At 34.2% G+C, this 16,223-nt stretch carries 21 protein-coding genes; 16 read left to right on the forward strand and 5 right to left on the reverse strand.

What is annotated here, in order from left to right; genetic code table 11:
• The first annotated feature begins 154 nt into the window (after positions 1 to 154).
• From BN2144_RS11800 to BN2144_RS11820, 5 genes are all read left to right on the forward strand, one after another.
• Entirely contained in the window at positions 155 to 751 is a 597-nt protein-coding gene (locus BN2144_RS11800; protein ID WP_033828411.1) for a hypothetical protein, read from the forward strand.
• A 48-nt stretch (positions 752 to 799) separates the two neighbouring features.
• Complete coding sequence (gene rpmG / locus BN2144_RS11805; protein WP_033828412.1) at positions 800 to 949, forward strand: 50S ribosomal protein L33; 150 nt, start codon at positions 800 to 802, stop codon at positions 947 to 949.
• Between the two features lie 138 nt (positions 950 to 1,087).
• Entirely contained in the window at positions 1,088 to 1,657 is a 570-nt protein-coding gene (locus BN2144_RS11810) for a 5-formyltetrahydrofolate cyclo-ligase (protein WP_033828413.1), read from the forward strand.
• Between the two features lie 89 nt (positions 1,658 to 1,746).
• A complete protein-coding gene (locus BN2144_RS11815; protein WP_033828414.1) occupies positions 1,747 to 1,941 on the forward strand; it encodes a hypothetical protein in 195 nt (64 codons plus the stop codon).
• A 197-nt stretch (positions 1,942 to 2,138) separates the two neighbouring features.
• A complete protein-coding gene (locus tag BN2144_RS11820; RefSeq protein ID WP_033828415.1) occupies positions 2,139 to 3,320 on the forward strand; it encodes a rhomboid family intramembrane serine protease in 1,182 nt (393 codons plus the stop codon).
• On the opposite strand, the gene BN2144_RS11825 is transcribed toward BN2144_RS11820, so the two are convergent.
• On the reverse strand, positions 3,313 to 4,194 hold the full coding sequence (locus tag BN2144_RS11825) for a hypothetical protein (RefSeq protein ID WP_050632299.1): 882 nt from the start codon (positions 4,192 to 4,194) through the stop codon (positions 3,313 to 3,315). The two genes, BN2144_RS11820 and BN2144_RS11825, sit on opposite strands and share 8 nt — an antisense overlap.
• Before the next feature lie 177 nt (positions 4,195 to 4,371).
• On the opposite strand from BN2144_RS11825, the gene BN2144_RS11830 reads away from it, so the two are divergent.
• From BN2144_RS11830 to BN2144_RS11845, 4 genes are all read left to right on the forward strand, one after another.
• Positions 4,372 to 5,835: a spore germination protein gene (locus tag BN2144_RS11830; RefSeq protein ID WP_033828416.1), complete on the forward strand. Its 1,464-nt coding sequence runs from the start codon at positions 4,372 to 4,374 to the stop codon at positions 5,833 to 5,835.
• A gap of 133 nt (positions 5,836 to 5,968) precedes the next feature.
• Entirely contained in the window at positions 5,969 to 6,178 is a 210-nt protein-coding gene (locus BN2144_RS11835) for a YqgQ family protein (RefSeq protein WP_033828417.1), read from the forward strand.
• 4 nt (positions 6,179 to 6,182) lie between these two features.
• On the forward strand, positions 6,183 to 7,139 hold the full coding sequence (locus BN2144_RS11840) for an ROK family glucokinase (RefSeq protein ID WP_033828418.1): 957 nt from the start codon (positions 6,183 to 6,185) through the stop codon (positions 7,137 to 7,139).
• Between the two features lie 95 nt (positions 7,140 to 7,234).
• Positions 7,235 to 8,434, forward strand: coding sequence for a M14 family metallopeptidase (locus BN2144_RS11845; RefSeq protein WP_033828419.1), 1,200 nt, complete (start codon positions 7,235 to 7,237; stop codon positions 8,432 to 8,434).
• 54 nt (positions 8,435 to 8,488) lie between these two features.
• On the opposite strand, the gene BN2144_RS19230 is transcribed toward BN2144_RS11845, so the two are convergent.
• The 3 genes from BN2144_RS19230 to BN2144_RS11855 form a co-directional block, all read right to left on the reverse strand.
• Positions 8,489 to 8,659 carry a DUF2759 domain-containing protein gene (locus BN2144_RS19230; protein WP_033828420.1) on the reverse strand — a complete coding sequence of 57 codons (171 nt, stop codon included), beginning with the start codon at positions 8,657 to 8,659 and terminating at the stop codon, positions 8,489 to 8,491.
• A 209-nt stretch (positions 8,660 to 8,868) separates the two neighbouring features.
• Positions 8,869 to 9,108, reverse strand: coding sequence for a DUF2626 domain-containing protein (locus BN2144_RS11850; protein ID WP_033828421.1), 240 nt, complete (start codon positions 9,106 to 9,108; stop codon positions 8,869 to 8,871).
• 152 nt (positions 9,109 to 9,260) lie between these two features.
• On the reverse strand, positions 9,261 to 9,962 hold the full coding sequence (locus BN2144_RS11855; protein WP_033828422.1) for a helix-turn-helix transcriptional regulator: 702 nt from the start codon (positions 9,960 to 9,962) through the stop codon (positions 9,261 to 9,263).
• Positions 9,963 to 10,175: 213 nt separating this feature from the next.
• On the opposite strand from BN2144_RS11855, the gene comGA reads away from it, so the two are divergent.
• The 7 genes from comGA (at position 10,176) to comGG (ending at position 14,382) form a co-directional block, all read left to right on the forward strand.
• Positions 10,176 to 11,261 carry a competence type IV pilus ATPase ComGA gene (gene comGA / locus BN2144_RS11860; protein ID WP_033828423.1) on the forward strand — a complete coding sequence of 362 codons (1,086 nt, stop codon included), beginning with the start codon at positions 10,176 to 10,178 and terminating at the stop codon, positions 11,259 to 11,261.
• A complete protein-coding gene (gene comGB, locus BN2144_RS11865) occupies positions 11,230 to 12,267 on the forward strand; it encodes a competence type IV pilus assembly protein ComGB (RefSeq protein WP_222860095.1) in 1,038 nt (345 codons plus the stop codon). The genes comGA and comGB overlap by 32 nt, the downstream gene beginning before the upstream one ends.
• A 79-nt stretch (positions 12,268 to 12,346) precedes the next feature.
• Positions 12,347 to 12,643 carry a competence type IV pilus major pilin ComGC gene (gene comGC, locus BN2144_RS11870; protein ID WP_094763124.1) on the forward strand — a complete coding sequence of 99 codons (297 nt, stop codon included), beginning with the start codon at positions 12,347 to 12,349 and terminating at the stop codon, positions 12,641 to 12,643.
• A gap of 5 nt (positions 12,644 to 12,648) precedes the next feature.
• Complete coding sequence (comGD, locus tag BN2144_RS11875; protein ID WP_139017891.1) at positions 12,649 to 13,125, forward strand: competence type IV pilus minor pilin ComGD; 477 nt, start codon at positions 12,649 to 12,651, stop codon at positions 13,123 to 13,125.
• Positions 13,109 to 13,447: a hypothetical protein gene (locus BN2144_RS11880; protein WP_187367004.1), complete on the forward strand. Its 339-nt coding sequence runs from the start codon at positions 13,109 to 13,111 to the stop codon at positions 13,445 to 13,447. The genes comGD and BN2144_RS11880 overlap by 17 nt, the downstream gene beginning before the upstream one ends.
• Positions 13,428 to 13,886: a competence type IV pilus minor pilin ComGF gene (gene comGF / locus BN2144_RS11885; RefSeq protein ID WP_033828428.1), complete on the forward strand. Its 459-nt coding sequence runs from the start codon at positions 13,428 to 13,430 to the stop codon at positions 13,884 to 13,886. Before BN2144_RS11880 ends, comGF begins: the two co-directional genes overlap by 20 nt.
• A 46-nt stretch (positions 13,887 to 13,932) precedes the next feature.
• On the forward strand, positions 13,933 to 14,382 hold the full coding sequence (gene comGG / locus BN2144_RS20115) for a competence type IV pilus minor pilin ComGG (RefSeq protein ID WP_268258033.1): 450 nt from the start codon (positions 13,933 to 13,935) through the stop codon (positions 14,380 to 14,382).
• A 331-nt stretch (positions 14,383 to 14,713) separates the two neighbouring features.
• Here comGG and BN2144_RS11895 read toward each other — a convergent pair whose 3' ends face one another.
• Positions 14,714 to 16,153, reverse strand: coding sequence for a DDE-type integrase/transposase/recombinase (locus BN2144_RS11895; protein WP_033826673.1), 1,440 nt, complete (start codon positions 16,151 to 16,153; stop codon positions 14,714 to 14,716).
• Positions 16,154 to 16,223 lie beyond the last annotated feature (70 nt).

The following is a 16,223-nucleotide window of genomic DNA, read 5'->3' on the forward strand; positions in this document are numbered from 1 at the left end:
TTATCTTAAAAAACAAAATACGACAATTTGTGTTTATTGTTTGAATACTGATTCAATGATACGATGAATATAATAGTAAATTACTTAGTAACGGGAATTTTTAATATTCGGGATCAAATTTGAACGGTATTTATTTAAATAAGGGGTGTAGGAAATGAACATTTTACATATGGAGGATTATTTAATTAAATTAAAGCAGCAACTAAAAATGAGACATTATCTTTATTATAATGGTTCAAAAGTAAGAATAACAATGGGTGAAAATTGGTTGTTTAATAAATCATTTCATATTAATTTTCGTTATTTGTATACAAAAGATGACTTAATCGTTACAAATCTGTCAATTAGTAATTTGACAGATGAACGAATCCGTATTAAATTGTTTGTAGAAACGTTTTTGAATGAACTGAAAAACAATTATATATTTGTTTCACCGAAAAAAGATGTGTTATTTTTAACGAATAATGACGGTTTATATTTAACTTCGGGAATAATGAACGGTCGTTCTCTTGCTCAATATGGTGTATTAAATAAGGACTCCTATGAGGAGAAAATTCAAGATGGGATTATTCCATTTAATCCAATTGGTTCTGGGAACTGTATTGGTCTGTTTTCATTAGAACAGGAATTGGAACCATATGAAGCAACTGTAGCTAATACATGGACACTAGCATCCAATTCTTATTCAGAAAGAGATTTATTTCATTGGGATAGTCAATTAAAATCTAGACTAGCTTTTTCTAAAAAATAATGGTATTATAGTAAGGTCGTAATTTGTGTATGGACTGGAGGGAATAATATGCGCGTTAACATTACATTAGCATGTACTGAATGCGGTGAACGTAATTATATATCTACAAAAAATAAACGTAACAATCCCGATCGCTTAGAATTAAAAAAATATTGTCCTCGCGATAAAAAAACTACAGTACATCGTGAAACTAAGTAAACAGCAGGAGCTTTCCTGCTGTTTTTCTATATTGGCGTGACAAGCAAGCCGTTAATGACTAATTGGTGAAAATCCATTCTGAGTGAACCGAAGACTTGGTTAACATCAGGCAGAAGGTGGAGATTAGGAGGTTTCATAATGGTAACGAAAAAAGAATGCCGCACGCAAATGGAAGATCGATTAAGTAAATTATCAAATGATATGTATAGGAAGAAATCTAAAAAAATTTTACTTAACTTATTACAATCCAGTGAGTGGAAGTTGGCTCAGTCGATTGGAATAACAATTTCTTTATTTCCAGAAGTTGATACATATGCAATTATCGAAAAAGCTTGGCAGGAAAAGAAACAAGTTGCTGTACCGAAATGTAAACCCCAAACGAGAGAGCTTGAATTTTATTGGATAGAAGACTTTTCACAAGTAGAGCACGGTTTTTTTCAATTAATGGAACCTGTACCTGAAAAAGCAACGAGAGTAGAAAAAGAGTCATTCGATTTAGTAATCGTACCTGGACTAGCATTTACAAAAGATGGCAAACGATTAGGTTTTGGTGGAGGTTATTATGATCGATTTTTACCCACCTTTTTTGGAAAGACGATTGCTCTAGCTTTTAACGAACAGTTAGTCAATGATTTACCGACTGAGCCACATGATTATAAAGTACAAAAAATCATTTTAGAAGATGATACGTTCATTTGCAACCAGTAAATAAACTCCTCACCAATGGATCATTATATGAAGTTTTTGGATAAAAAATGACTTTTGCAAGAGACTAAAGGGGGAGGAGGGTGAAGATCATGCTTACACGTTTACTTAAAATGTTTATTGTAGGTTATGCATTTATGATGGCCTTTCAGAATCGTTATCGAATTATGAATTGGATTCTTAGTAAAGAAAAAATACGAAAATGGGCCGTTGCTTCATCGATGCGCATACCTAAAATAAGAAATTTGTTCATTCAATCCGCCTTTGGAGAAACAACAAGTAAGTAGACAGGCTAATACAGTCTGTCTATTTCTTTTCAATATGTAGTAATTTGACTCAATATATATCATAAAAGCTATAATCTACGTATATGAACTGTGTTAAGATAATGTTAGGATTTTATTTCGATTCATCAAATGTATTGTTTTTTTTGAATCACCTCGTATAGAATAAGTGTTAAGAAATATAGAAAGCAGGGAAACATTTGGGATATAGAGAGGATTATTTGTTTTGGGAATTTGTTCACTTTTTAATAGAGGAAGAAGGTTATCGTCTGATCAAACATTTAGATGGACAACAGGAAATATGGTTGGAAAACTTAACTGATAAACAGTTCCCTCTAATTCGTCTTGTCAGGAAAGATATTGATTGGAGTAATTGGCTGAAAGCGGATATGAAACAGGCAATTTTATCCGCAGATGGTATTCGCAAAATGCTTTATCGAAGAAATTTTCAAGTATTAAATGTTTATTTTTCGACTCTTCCGCCAGTTGATTCATATGAGCAATTCGTTAATCGTCCTGTTCAAATTAAAAATATAAAAACTACGATGCAAACGGTTCTTTTTGATGGAAGTCGGTTAAATGAATCTATCCAGTTTTTATCGCAAGTGATTGGAAAGACTCCGTTTAAACAGATAAAAGATGATTATGACGAATATGAAGTTGATTTAATAAAGCGGATTGTTTATGAAAAATCACATGAAGCAGAAAAAAGAGAGCAAAAATTGTTCAACAGAACAAAGCCTTTTTTTACGAACGTAATGCTAGTTATTATCGCTCTTGTCTTCGTTTTACTAGAAATGAGTGGTGGAAGTACAAATCCGTACGTACTTTATTATTTTGGTGCGAAAGAGAATACGAGTATTGTAAATGGTGAGTGGTGGCGTTTTATTACACCGATGTTTTTACATATTGGATTTTTTCATTTATTTATGAATAGTCTAGCTTTGTATTATTTAGGTACGGCAGTTGAGAAAATATACGGTCGATTTCGTTTTACATTCATTTATTTATTTGCTGGTTTTTTCGGTACATTAGCAAGTTTTATTTTTAGTCCACATCTATCTGCGGGAGCAAGTGGGGCAATTTTCGGTCTATTTGGTGCGCTTCTTTATTTCGGTCTCGAGCATAAACAAACTTTTTATAGGACAATCGGACCGAATATTATTGCTCTAATCGTTGTAAATATTGGGATCGGTTTTGTGATTCCATCCATTGATATATCTGGCCATATTGGTGGGATGGTTGGTGGTTTTTTAGCAGCTGGATTTACACAACTACCTGATACAAAAGCAAAACGAAATCGATATGTATTTCTAGTTCTTGCAGTTCTACTAACAGTCGCTGGTTTACTTTATGGCTATCACTTTCCAAATTTCAATTAGTTATTACTTGTTTTAGTGCGATAATATCTAGACCAGCTGTTTGTGAAACGATAAATAGGTGGCTTTTATTTTTAGCAATTAATATAACGGGAAGGGTACTACCAATAGATGAAACGATTTGCCCATCGTCCTTTTGTATTCCTAGAAAATAATTTTTATATAACCCTTCCCAAAGTTGTCCGATTATTTCATCGGACTTTTCTTTTGAAAAACCTGGAAGTGGTTGATTTAGATAACTGATTAATTTTGAGAGTGGAATCATTTGATATTCTATTAAATTGATGTTGTATTTTTTTGCTGCCTCTTTAACGTTTGTCATCATCACTTTTTGTTCATTACGATCTAATACTTCTTTCCAACCAATTTCGTCCTCCCCATTTGGCATGTGAAAAGTAACCGGTGATGGGAGAGCTGTTGGAATGATATATAGATAATCATCTGACATCTTCTGACTACTCGTTATGAATTGTGACTGGTGTAGTTCCGCGTGATGGAAACTGATCAGTCGCACAAGTTGATTGCTTTCCCCTTGAAACGTTTTCTCCATATGAATGATATCGACATTTTCTTTCCACTTGCCAATTTTTCCGATTAATTTACCGTTTGTAAAAATGAGTGCAATATCATGTCGTAAGTATGCAGGTCGATCAAGTCGTGAATATGTTTTTATCGAAAAGTTAAATTGATTTTGATTAAATTTCACATTTGTTATATTAGATTTCGCATCTAAAAATCGTGCATCGGTATCTTTCGGAAAATAAGTAATTGTTTCTGTTACTTTGCTATTCGTGAAAAAGAACCAATACCCACATGCTGTCATGGTTATAATTGTAGAACATATAATTAACATTTGTTTTAACTTCATACTATTCATATCATGTCACTCCAATTGGAAACACAATCTCTTTAATCAATTCATATTGTCTTAATTCATGTATATGGCTTTGTCCACTGTTTATGAAAAATAATAGAAAATGTATACAAATTTGTATGAATCGAGTCTTGTTTGTCAATCATGGATATAGGTAAAATGAGGCAGGAGTAGATTGACATGGAATCGAACAAAGAATATGGTACCGTATCAAAAAATATCCATGAAAATATACATACGATTAAAGACATATTAGGGATAGGAAAGAGTTTTGATGTTATCCATTTGGACTTACATTATGCAGAACGAGATATGGCCATTTTTTTTATAGATGGTTTTATTAAAGATGAAACCTTTGTGCAAATTATGAAATTGCTGGCAAGCTTAAAGGAAGACGATTTGGCGAGCAATACTTTAGATAAATTAATTAAGACATACATTCCTTATGTTGAAATTGAAGTGACGGATGATTTAAATAAATTGGCAGACATGGTATTGGCGGGTCCAACAGCTTTAATTGTAGACGGCCTTGATCAAGCAATCTTAATTGATGCAAGAACATATCCAGCTAGAAGTCCACAAGAGCCAGATATTGAACGTGTTGTCAGAGGGTCGAGGGATGGGTATGTTGAAACTTTAGTTTTTAATACTGCATTAACAAGGAGAAGGATTCGTGACCGGTCACTTAGAATGGAGTATATGCAAGTTGGTCGCCGTTCTAAAACAGATCTAGTAGTCTGTTACTTAGAGGATATCGCTGATGAGGAACTAGTTAAGAAGATTAAATCCTCCTTAGAAAAAATTGATACAGATGGAATTCCAATGGCTGAAAAAACCATTGAGGAATTTATTTCAGGAAACCATTGGAATCCATATCCGACTGTACGCTATACAGAGAGGCCAGATACAGCTGCAGCTCATTTGTATGAAGGGCATATTATCATTATTGTGGACGGCTCGCCAAGTGTAATTATTACACCAACAACGTTTTGGCATCATCTCCAACATGCAGAGGAGTATCGGAATAAGCCAGTTGTCGGGGCTTATTTACGGCTTGTACGTTTTATCGCAGTTTGGGCGTCTATTTTTATCTTACCACTATGGTATTTATTCGCTGTTCATCCTAATTTACTTCCAGAGCAATTATCATTTATTGGTCCTAATGAAGACGGACGTATTCCGTTATATCTTCAATTTTTAATCATTGAGATTGGTATTGATATGTTAAGAATGGCAGCTATTCACACACCTAATTCTTTAGCAACCGCTTTAGGTCTTGTGGCTGCGTTAATGATTGGTCAAGTTGCGGTAGAGGTGGGATTATTTTCTAATGAAGTCATTCTTTATTTGTCAATTGCTGCGATTGGGATGTTTGCAACACCAAGTTATGAAATGAGTTTGGCAAATCGAATTACTCGACTCATTTTGTTAACATTAACTGCGGCTTTTCATGCGTTAGGCTTTATGATTGGTATATTTTTATGGATTCTTTTACTTGCATGGATGAAATCATATTCTGTTCCTTATTTATGGCCGTTTATACCATTTGACTTTAAAGCATTTTTGGACATTTTAATTCGAGCACCAATTCCATTAAAAAGAACAAGGCCAAAGTTTTTAGACCCGAAAGACCCTGACCGTTAAAAGGTGAGGGCTTTTATTTTTTCACCCTAATTTAAAACTTCTCGTAACAGTTTTCCTAAATCCGTTTTCATAACTAGAATATTTGCTATAATATAAGTGATGTATTGAACTTACTTAAAGGGTGATTATAAAGTTGAAAACGATTTACGATATTCAACAACTATTAAAGCAGTTTGGTTCCATTATATATATAGGAGATCGATTAGCAGATTTACAATTAATGGAGTCTGAAATACACGACCTCTATCGGTCACAATTAATTGATATAAAAGAATACCAAATGGCTTTATTATTATTACGTCGAGAAATACAAAAAGAATTGGATAAAAGAAAGTCAAGGTGAGCTTATGGAAAAAAAACTAATTTTTAGTATTGATTTAGGTGGAACAACATCAAAGTTAGCAATTATGACATTAACTGGAGGTGTTATAAAAAAGTGGGAAATCCCTACGAACAAAGAAGAAAATGGTAAATTTATCGTACCAAATATTTTTCGTTCTTTTGAAGCAACAGCAACAATGCTTAATCTTAAGAAAGACCAATTCCTAGGTGTTGGTATGGGGGCTCCAGGTCCTGTTTTAAAAGACGGTAGCATTTCAAAAGCAGTGAATCTAGGATGGATGGACTATCCATTAAAACAAGAGTTGGAACAAACATTTTCTTTACCTGCTTATGTGGCTAATGATGCAAATTGTGCCGCTCTCGGTGAAATGTGGCAAGGTGCTGGTAAGGGGCTAAGTAATCTTGTTTGTATAACACTCGGTACCGGTGTTGGAGGGGGTATTATTGTTGATGGCCAGATTGTTAACGGTACCTCGGGAGGAGGCGGCGAAATTGGTCATATGACAGTCCAACATCATGATGGATTTTCTTGTAATTGTGGGAAATCTGGGTGTTTAGAGACAGTTGCATCGGCCACAGGTGTCGTAAACTTAACAATGGAAAAACTCAATAGTGAAAAGATGACCATTTTACGAGATATTTATGAAAGAGAAGGCCATTTAACCGCAAAGCATGTGTTTGATGCTGCAAAAGAAGATGAGATCGCCCGCGAAGTTGTTGATCAAGTTGGATATTATTTAGGTTATGCTTTAGGAACATTAAGTACGATACTAAACCCAGAAGCATTTATTATTAGTGGAGGTGTTTCCCGAGCTGGAAATACACTGTTAGATGCAATAAATAAATATGTCGATCAATTTGCTTTTCCGCCAACAAGTAAAGATACGAAATTATTATTAGCGAGTCTTGGTAATGATGCTGGAATTTTTGGGGCGGGCTTTTTAGTGAAGCAACAAAGTTAATACTTTAAGTTTTCCCTCTTTGTTCTAAATATATATCAATTTCATAAAATCAGATTATGAAGTTCCATTGTCAATATGAATAAAGGGGGATGTTCATGCGGGTAAAAGTTCGTGATGGTGACTCCTTATGGCTTTATAGTCAGTTATTTAAAGTTCCTATTCAATTAATTCAAGATTCTAATCCTCGTTTATCAAATTACTTAAACATAGGTGATGATGTTGAGATACCTGGTTATATTAAAGAATCTTACATGATAAAAACTGGGGAAACAATGTTTCAATTGGCTAGGAAATTAAATATTGCGGAAGAAGCACTTATGTTAGTGAATCCTGAGATAAAAGAAATTCTCCTACCTGGACAAAAAGTATACTTACCAAAAAGAGTGAATCATCTCATTATTGATGGTAATCAGAAATACGACTTCAACCAATTAGAGAAAGATGTGAGAACTTTACGTTCAATTTATCCCTTTTTAAAGGTCAATACGATTGGAAAAAGTGTTCTCGAACGTCCACTATATGAAATCGAACTCGGTAGGGGTAAACGCACGCTTCACTTTAATGCCTCTTTTCACGCGAATGAATGGATTACAACACCTGTCTTGATGAAGTCTTTAAATGAATATATATTGGCATTAACAAATGGGAAAAAGATTTGTGATGAGCACATGATGCCGCTCTATCATCGTACCCACTTGTCAATTGTTCCAATGGTTAATCCTGACGGTGTTAACCTTGTGTTACATGGTCCTCCGAATCAATTGAAAAAAGAGCTTATTACGTTAAATAAAGGATCAACTGATTTTTCTGGATGGAAAGCAAATGTTCGTGGTGTTGACTTAAATAATCAATATCCGGCAAAATGGGAAATAGAAAAAGAACGAAAAGAACCGAAAAGTCCGGCACCGAGGGATTATCCCGGGGAGCATCCATTAACTGAACCAGAAGCAAAAGCGATGGCCCAACTGGCAGAAGAGAGACGGTTTTCACTACTACTTGCTTATCATACCCAAGGCCGAGAATTTTATTGGGGATACGATGATTTAGAACCTGGAGAGTCCAAAAGACTTGCGGAAGAATATGAAAAAATTTCTGGTTACAAAGCAATTCAATATATTGATAGTCATGCAGGTTATCGTGATTGGTTCATTTATGAGTACCGGAGGCCAGGCTTTACCTTTGAATTAGGGTATGGAGTGAATCCACTCCCACTTGATCAATTTCCACGAATTTATAAAGAAATGTTAGCTGTATTTGTAAGGACTCTACAAATGGAAACCGATTCAATTCATTAACAGGAAAGGCTCCTTACCGTAAACGATAGGTTGTTTGGTAGGGAGCCTTTCCATTTACATTTCAGGAAAACCATCTTTAATAACCGTCATTAATGCGAAAAATCCAAAGACTAGAACAGTCGCAACGGCAAAAAATAACCCGAGATAATTTTTATTTTTAAATGATGTATAAGTGCCTATAATTGCGAGTATTGTAACGAGACCAAAAATAATTACTGTGCCCATTGACATCCCCCTGTCCAAATTTATTTATGCTGATTAGACGGACAACCCTTATTTAACTTGACTAAATAGGAAAGTATGAATTTGCCAATTTCTATTTTCTTAACGCATAAGCACACAAGAAAGACTCTGGCAACAATACATCAAGCCGGAAAAAATTCTTTCGTCTGCTCTCACCTAAAAGACCGGGCACCCGAATTTTCTTAAAAGGATTACTGTGTCCCTGGTACGAAGTGAAAGGTTGTATAATATGTAAAGCCGACAAAAAAGATAGTGAGATATGCGCCGAAAATATACAAGTACATCCTTTCAGATAAACGTAAGTAACCTAATAGCAGAAAAAATCCTGTTTGAGCTAAAAATAGTAGTGCTAAAACATTCATATCCCCAACGTAAAACATGACCGTGAAGATGGCGGTCCAAAAAGAAAGCACTCGATACATCCGATCCACGTAAAATCCCCTCCTCAATATTTACATTATGTTCGAACTTTTATGAATATGAAAATAAAACTTCTATCATATGAGGAATGAATCCGATGATAGAAGTTTCAGTTAATTTCTATTATAATGATAGTGAAAACAATTGTAAACACTTACAACAATTAATTTACAATATTAATTCGATAAGCACAAGAATCGCAACCTTCAAACATGTTCTGAGTAGTTATAAGTTCGAAGTCAGTATAAAGTGATTCTAAAAGACCTTTAATAAAAGCGATATGCATATTACAAGTTTCAGATTTATGTTCTTTAGCAATCTCACGGAAAGGGCAGTTAAACACTTGTAAATGGAGGCGATGTTGTTCTTCTTGTACATATACGTCAGGGTAAAATCCTAACATTGTGCATGTAGATTTTAAGATATCCAATTTTTGTTCGAAAGATAATTGGTCACTTGTTAAACCATATTTCGTTAGCTGGTTTTCCATAAGATCATAGCCATATCGTTTACCGGTTTGATATAAGGCGTTTTCGGCGATATCTCCTAATTCCACCATTGACTCAATGGCAATCTTGGCAAGAAGGTGATAATCACGGAAAGGGAAATTTAATTCAATTACATCATTAGATAGACGATAAATTCTACTCGGTCTCCCACCTTTACCCGTTTTTTTATTTTCCGATTTTAACATGTTTACATCCTCTAACTTTGAAAGATGTAATCTCGCAACGTTAGGATGAATGTTAAATTCATCAGCAATTTCTTGCACGGTAACATTTTTATGATTTTTTGTAATATACTCATAAATTGAATATCTAGTTGGATCTGATAAAACATTCGTAATTTTCAATGTCTGTTGCATATTTATCACCTCATAGGGCTTTTTTATCATTATAATATAGAAAATGTAGTTATGGAGAAACAAAGGCTGATTGTCAGAAAATGTTCATAAATTCACAAAAAAGTAATGGAAGTGAAAAATAAAAAAACAAATATTTTGTAAAAATAAGAAGGAGTTTTGATTTTTTTGTCGAAATATGTTATCGAATAAAGAAAAGGGAAGGTGATCATCACTTTGTTAAGCTCAATTGAGAAGCGAGCAAAGGAAATAATTGAACATGCCTTTTCTTTACATGCGACTGATATTCATATTATCCCCAAATTAAAAAATACATCTATCATGTTTCGATTGTCACATAAACTCATCCCAATGATGACAATTGAACTCGATGAAACTGAAAGATTAATTTCCTACATGAAGTTTCAGGCAGCTATGGATATAGGAGAAAAAAGAAGACCACAAAACGGCTCTTTTCAAATGAATATTTTTGGTCAATTGGTTGGACTACGCTTGTCAACTCTCCCCTCAATTTATTCTGAAAGCTTAGTCATCCGATTGTTACCTCAAGAAACTTATATTCCTTTCCGACACTTATCCTTATTTCCTAAATCTACGAGATTACTTCTATCTATGTTGAAATTTTCCCACGGATTAATTATACTCACCGGTCCAACTGGATCTGGAAAAACGACGACTTTATATTCACTTCTCCAACATTCAACAAAGTTTTTAGGTAGAAATGTTATTACATTGGAAGATCCGGTAGAAAAAAGTAATGAAGAACTTCTTCAAGTACAAGTAAATGAAAAAGCAGGAGTCACATATAGTGCAGGACTAAAAGCGATCCTTCGACATGACCCGGACATTATTATGGTCGGTGAAATTCGTGATGAAGAAACGGCGGAAATTGCTATACGGGCCGCTTTAACAGGTCATTTAGTATTAACGACAATGCATACTAAAGACGCTAAAGGGGCATTATACCGTCTTCTAGAGTTTGGAATTAATTGGCATGAAATTGAACAAACATTAGTGGCAGTTACAGCACAACGACTTGTTGAATTAATTTGTCCTTACTGTTTGGAAGGAAATTGTCCAATTTATTGTAGTCATTACAAAAGCGGACGGACAGCTGTTTATGAAATACTGTATGGTCGGGCATTAAAAGATTCTCTTTTAGAGGCGAAAGGTGAGACCGTGTCTGCAAAATATCCAACTTTAAGTAAACTAATTGCAAAAGGGGTTGCACTTGGATTTTTAAAAGAAAGTGAATATGAAAGATGGGTGCATGAGGTTGAAGCGACAACAGTGGAAACTTAATGAACAAATCTTATTTTTAAAAAGACTAGGTATGCTTTTAGATGAAGGTTATTCAATTAGTGATGCCATTCGTTTTATTAAAATCCAATTAAGTAAAAATAAGCATGCCCCTTTAACAAAAAGTATCGAGCAATTAAAGAATGGAGAGAAATTCTATACCGTTCTTAATCAATTATTCTTTCATTCAACAGCTGTTAGCTTTATTTATTATGGTGAAAAAAATGGACAATTAGCAAGAGCGTTACAAACAGCGTCAACCATTTTATTAGAAAGAGAAAAACGGAAGGAAAAAATAAAAAAATTATTAATGTATCCGATATTTTTACTTATTGTGACAGGGATTATGTTTTTTGTTATTAGTTGGCAATTGCTTCCACAATTTGCTCAATTATACGATTCATTTCAAGCAGAACCGAATCATTTTATTAAATTTTTTTATTGGATTTATGAACATCCGAAAATAATCTCATTAACAATATTATCAATATTTTTAGTTGGTGTTACTTCTTTTTTCATTTTTAAAAAAAGACGGACAAGCTATGAAATACAATTTACCTTAAGGAAACTACCCGTTATTGGGGATTTAGTTCAATTATGGAACACCTATTATATTGCTTATCATACAAGTCAACTTTTGAGCGGTGGTCTTTCACTATCCCAATCACTTTTATTTATTAAAGATGACCCTGAAAAGCCATATTTAGCAGAAGCAATTGAAAAAATTAATAAGGGTTTACTCGATGGTGAAAGTTTAGCTAATGCGGTAGGTGAAATCCCAATCTGGAGAAAGGAATTAGTTGCTGTGATTGAACATGGTCAATTAAGCGGGAAGTTGGAAATTGAATTAAATGCATATAGTCAATATTGTTTAGAACTGTTCTTTGATCGCCTTGAGAAGTTAATTAAATTTATTCAACCATTAATATTTAGCTTTATTGCATTATGGATTATCATTATGTATTTCTCCATTATGCTCCCGTCATTTCAATTAATTAATTATGTGTAATGACGTATTGAATGAAATGCTTGTCTAAAGAAACGACGAAATTGAGAAATCACTACGGTTGTTAGAGAGGAAGATGAATATGTGGAAAAACGATAAAGGATTTACATTAATCGAAATGATGATTGTTTTATTCGTCATTACGATTCTACTTTTAATTACAATTCCTAATGTGACAAAGCATCAATCGAGTATAAGTTCGAAAGGATGTGAAGGCTTAGAAAATATGGTTCAAGCAGAAATACAAGCCTATCAAATCGATCATAACAAGTTGCCAACTTCAATTAGCGATTTAAAAGGAGGTTACTTAAAAGAGGAGCCTGTTTGTCCTGATGGTAGAAAAATAATTGTTCGCGATGGCGAAGCGGTTATTCAATAGTTAGGGTGATTAAAATAAATTTCAAGCTTTCTAACTGTCGGATTGCTTACAAGGAGGCAGGTTTTACACTGATTGAAGTATTGCTAATCATGTTCGTCATCGTTGTTATGCTTATAAGCCTGCCTCCCCTTTTTAAATCTGTCCAAAATACAATTGAAGAAAAGAATTTTCTACAGCAATATGAAGAAGACTTGTATTTTGCGCAAAGTCTTGCAATAAGCACGAGACGTGTCGTTTATTACAAATATGATGGGTATAAACGAACATACAAATATACAAATGTATATGGTGATATCTTCATAGAAAGGAAAGTACCTGATGGTGTTACTATTTCCCATGGTCATTTATCAAATTTCCGTATTAATGGACTTGGAAATGTAAGTTCGTTTGGAAATATATGGGTTCAGGTAAATAAGAAGAAATATCGAATATTTATTAGTATAGGGAGTGGCCGGTTTGAAATATTTGAATATAGTTCGTAATCAAGTAGGTTCAATTTATCTCGAACTTTTATTAGCCTTTTTCATTTGGCTAATCATACTCTCTACGGTTATTCCCTCCCTTTTACATTCAATAATAAATAGAAAAGAAGTCATGATTGATCATATGGGCAATCAAATCGTATCAAGACAATTTCAGAAGGTAGTTTATAATCAACCAGTTGATCCAGAGATTACTGTAGATAATTACTCGACTTATTATACGGTAGTAAATGAAAGTACGGAGGGAATGAAAGAAATTTGTGTGCATTATGAGACTCAAAAGGGGAAAAAGAAGAAGTGCCGTGTGCTTACTAAAAACTGAATCCGGCTATACATTAGTCGAAATGTTACTTAGTTTATCGATTTTCACAATTATTATTACCTTTATAGTTAGTATGGTCCCATTATTGCGATATCATTTGTATTCACCTGAAATAACCGATCAGATGCAATGGGAAATGTTTTTAAATCAGGCGAAAAGAGAAATCTGGGAAGGTGATAAAATAATGCTTTCCATTGTTCCGGATCGTATCTTAATTTGGAAAGGTGAAGAACTAATCATTTATGAACGATATATTGATCGGATTAGAAGAAGAGTAGATGGACGAGGTCATCAATTAATATTATTTAATATTCGGAGCTTTCGATATGAAGAAATTGAGCAAGGGATTAAATTCATTGTTACACATCAAAATGGAAAAAAATATGAAGGTGAAATATTCTTCCCGCAAGAGATACCAATTACTTACAGTATGCAATGAAAGAGGTTTTATTCTACCGTTCACATTATTTCTATTTTTTCTTTTTATGACTATATTGTTGTATTCCACTAATAAATATGTTGTGGAAAAGCAAGTGTTCAATCATATAAATGAAATGTATAGGTTAGAATCACTATTATTACTTGGATTTCAAGATGTTGAACAGGCATATGAGAATAATGAATTAGAAAAAACAGGGATGTTCAATTATGATGTCGGCTATGTAAAATATACGGTAAAAAAAGATTTGAAGACGAGATTACTAATTAGTTTTGAATGTTATACCGATAATAAAGGCGAACTATTTATGGATCTATATTTAGATATAAAGTCAAAGGTAGAAGAAGAAAATCCTGAGGAGGAAGTTGAGAGAGAAGGTGAGTTAGATTCAGAATTAAGCGACGAGATAAGTGATGGGAATAGTAGTGATGATGTAGAAGAGGAGATGACAACGATTTCCGAAATAAATGGGGAATCGAGAAAAAATTTAGATTGAACCCAATTCCTTGTATTATTCAATGAAATAATTGGTTAACCTATTATTGTAAGAGTTTATTGGTAATGTCAAAAGTTCTATGAAAAACGGATAAGCAAACAAGATTTATTCCGAAATAAGGTGGAGAACCGTCGCCATTTGCCCTTGACAAACACGCCGATGGTTTAAGTTAGGTGTAACAAGGGTGAAGGGAACTAAATTAAGGCATGACAAATACGCCCTTGTTTTCCGAAAATTTTAAACCATCGGCTAGTTCGGTTTGTCAAGGGTTCGCTTCGCCAAATGGCTGGTTTGAATGTTAAACCATTCAAGGGCTCAGCTAAAGCTAAATTTAGGCAGCTTGTATTTCTAGAAGCCATTGTTGAGCGAGTTCAATCATTTTTGTCCAACGTGCCGGCATGTGTGGCAATTTGGAGAGTTCTGGGATCATAACTGGCACTTTATTCTCCAGTGAAGCATGTGGCCTGAGAAAGTTAAAATATGCCACGAATAAAGTCACATAGGATACCGATCCCTTTTCTGAACCAAACCCATGTGTAGCCTTATAATTACCCTTAAAAGTACGATTGAGTCTCTCAATAATTTGTTTAAGCGGTCGATATTCCGTTGAAACAGGATCCTCATTGGTTAATCCAATGACTTGCTTCACATCAAAGTGGATATCGTGCTGGGCAAAGAAGTGTTGAGCCAAAAGGTAAATAGGATTCCCATCGACCACAAAAGTAAGATCTTCTGGAATCTCTTTTAGCTTAAGCAATACTTCATCAATGGCTAATACAGCTGCCTGTGTATCTCGGTTTGGTGAAACAGGATACGACAAAATAATCTTTTTTACGGTATCAAAGAAGAAGAACAAGTAATTCCAACGTCCACTCACACGGATATACGTTTCATCACCGCAAAATTGATTGGAAAGCTCATACGGATAATGGTCGATAAACGGTTTCATTATGAGCGCGACACTGTTTTCGTAGTTTAAAATACTTTGGTGAGAAATAGAAACTCCGTGAATATCATTCATAATGGCCGCGGTTTTGCGCGCTGATAAGCCGTAGTTTACGTGATAAGTCAAAATAAGTCCCAGTGTATGCGGAGACACGTACAATTTCGATAAATCTACTTTCGGTAACTCTGGAGACTCTTTCGACAGTGGCTTATAGTCGAACTTAAACAGGCGAAATATATAGCGCATTTTGAACGCTTGTGGGTCTTTTTTGAACGGTTTCTTCTCTTCTTTCGAAAGACCTTTTAACTTCTTTTGGTAGTAAGAACATTGATTATTTTTACACTTGAAAACATCAAAATCTTTTCGTTCTTTTATCTTTTCAAGTGTTTTTGAACAGTGAGGACATCGTAAAATGGCCTCTTTCAAATAACGATTCTTTTCGCTAAACAAACACGCACACACTTTACATTGATATTGTCCTTTATCTCCATTATTTGCATAAAGAAAATCAGAAGGAGCACCACACTTTGGACAATTCAAATGAGAAGGCACACAAACTTTGGCGTTTTTATGTCTACGAACCGGTTTTAATGGTTTCCCGTGTTTTTCTAGAAAATCATTAAGTAGTTCTTGATAATCAAGCTTTTCAAGTGTTTCAACAATCGGAAGCTCATCCACCTGTAGTTTTCGATAAGGCTTGCTTATCGGTTTTTCTTCGGGTTTATCAAACATACTCTTTCCAATTAAAAGAGTCTGTAAAATTTTGATAGTCTCATCTTGGTACTTGATAAATTCAAATAAATAGGTTAATAATTGAGGATACAGACTTGTTCACTCCAATCTTGTTAGTTGTGTGTGTGGTAACCTCAATTAACCATAGATTTTAGGGGGTGGC

The organism is Bacillus andreraoultii (assembly GCF_001244735.1).
GTDB classification, from domain to species: domain Bacteria; phylum Bacillota; class Bacilli; order Bacillales; family Caldibacillaceae; genus Caldifermentibacillus; species Caldifermentibacillus andreraoultii.

Coding starts and splice junctions, on each gene's coding strand:
- BN2144_RS11830 (WP_033828416.1), top strand. CDS start 4,372: ATGGAATCGAACAAAGAATATGGTACCGTATCAAAAAATATCCATGAA.
- BN2144_RS11855 (WP_033828422.1), bottom strand. CDS start 9,962: ATGCAACAGACATTGAAAATTACGAATGTTTTATCAGATCCAACTAGA.
- comGG (WP_268258033.1), top strand. CDS start 13,933: ATGACTATATTGTTGTATTCCACTAATAAATATGTTGTGGAAAAGCAA.
- rpmG (WP_033828412.1), top strand. CDS start 800: ATGCGCGTTAACATTACATTAGCATGTACTGAATGCGGTGAACGTAAT.
- BN2144_RS11825 (WP_050632299.1), bottom strand. CDS start 4,194: ATGAATAGTATGAAGTTAAAACAAATGTTAATTATATGTTCTACAATT.
- BN2144_RS11815 (WP_033828414.1), top strand. CDS start 1,747: ATGCTTACACGTTTACTTAAAATGTTTATTGTAGGTTATGCATTTATG.
- BN2144_RS11810 (WP_033828413.1), top strand. CDS start 1,088: ATGGTAACGAAAAAAGAATGCCGCACGCAAATGGAAGATCGATTAAGT.
- BN2144_RS11800 (WP_033828411.1), top strand. CDS start 155: ATGAACATTTTACATATGGAGGATTATTTAATTAAATTAAAGCAGCAA.
- comGB (WP_222860095.1), top strand. CDS start 11,230: ATGAGGTTGAAGCGACAACAGTGGAAACTTAATGAACAAATCTTATTT.
- BN2144_RS11840 (WP_033828418.1), top strand. CDS start 6,183: ATGGAAAAAAAACTAATTTTTAGTATTGATTTAGGTGGAACAACATCA.
- BN2144_RS11845 (WP_033828419.1), top strand. CDS start 7,235: ATGCGGGTAAAAGTTCGTGATGGTGACTCCTTATGGCTTTATAGTCAG.
- comGC (WP_094763124.1), top strand. CDS start 12,347: ATGTGGAAAAACGATAAAGGATTTACATTAATCGAAATGATGATTGTT.
- BN2144_RS19230 (WP_033828420.1), bottom strand. CDS start 8,659: ATGGGCACAGTAATTATTTTTGGTCTCGTTACAATACTCGCAATTATA.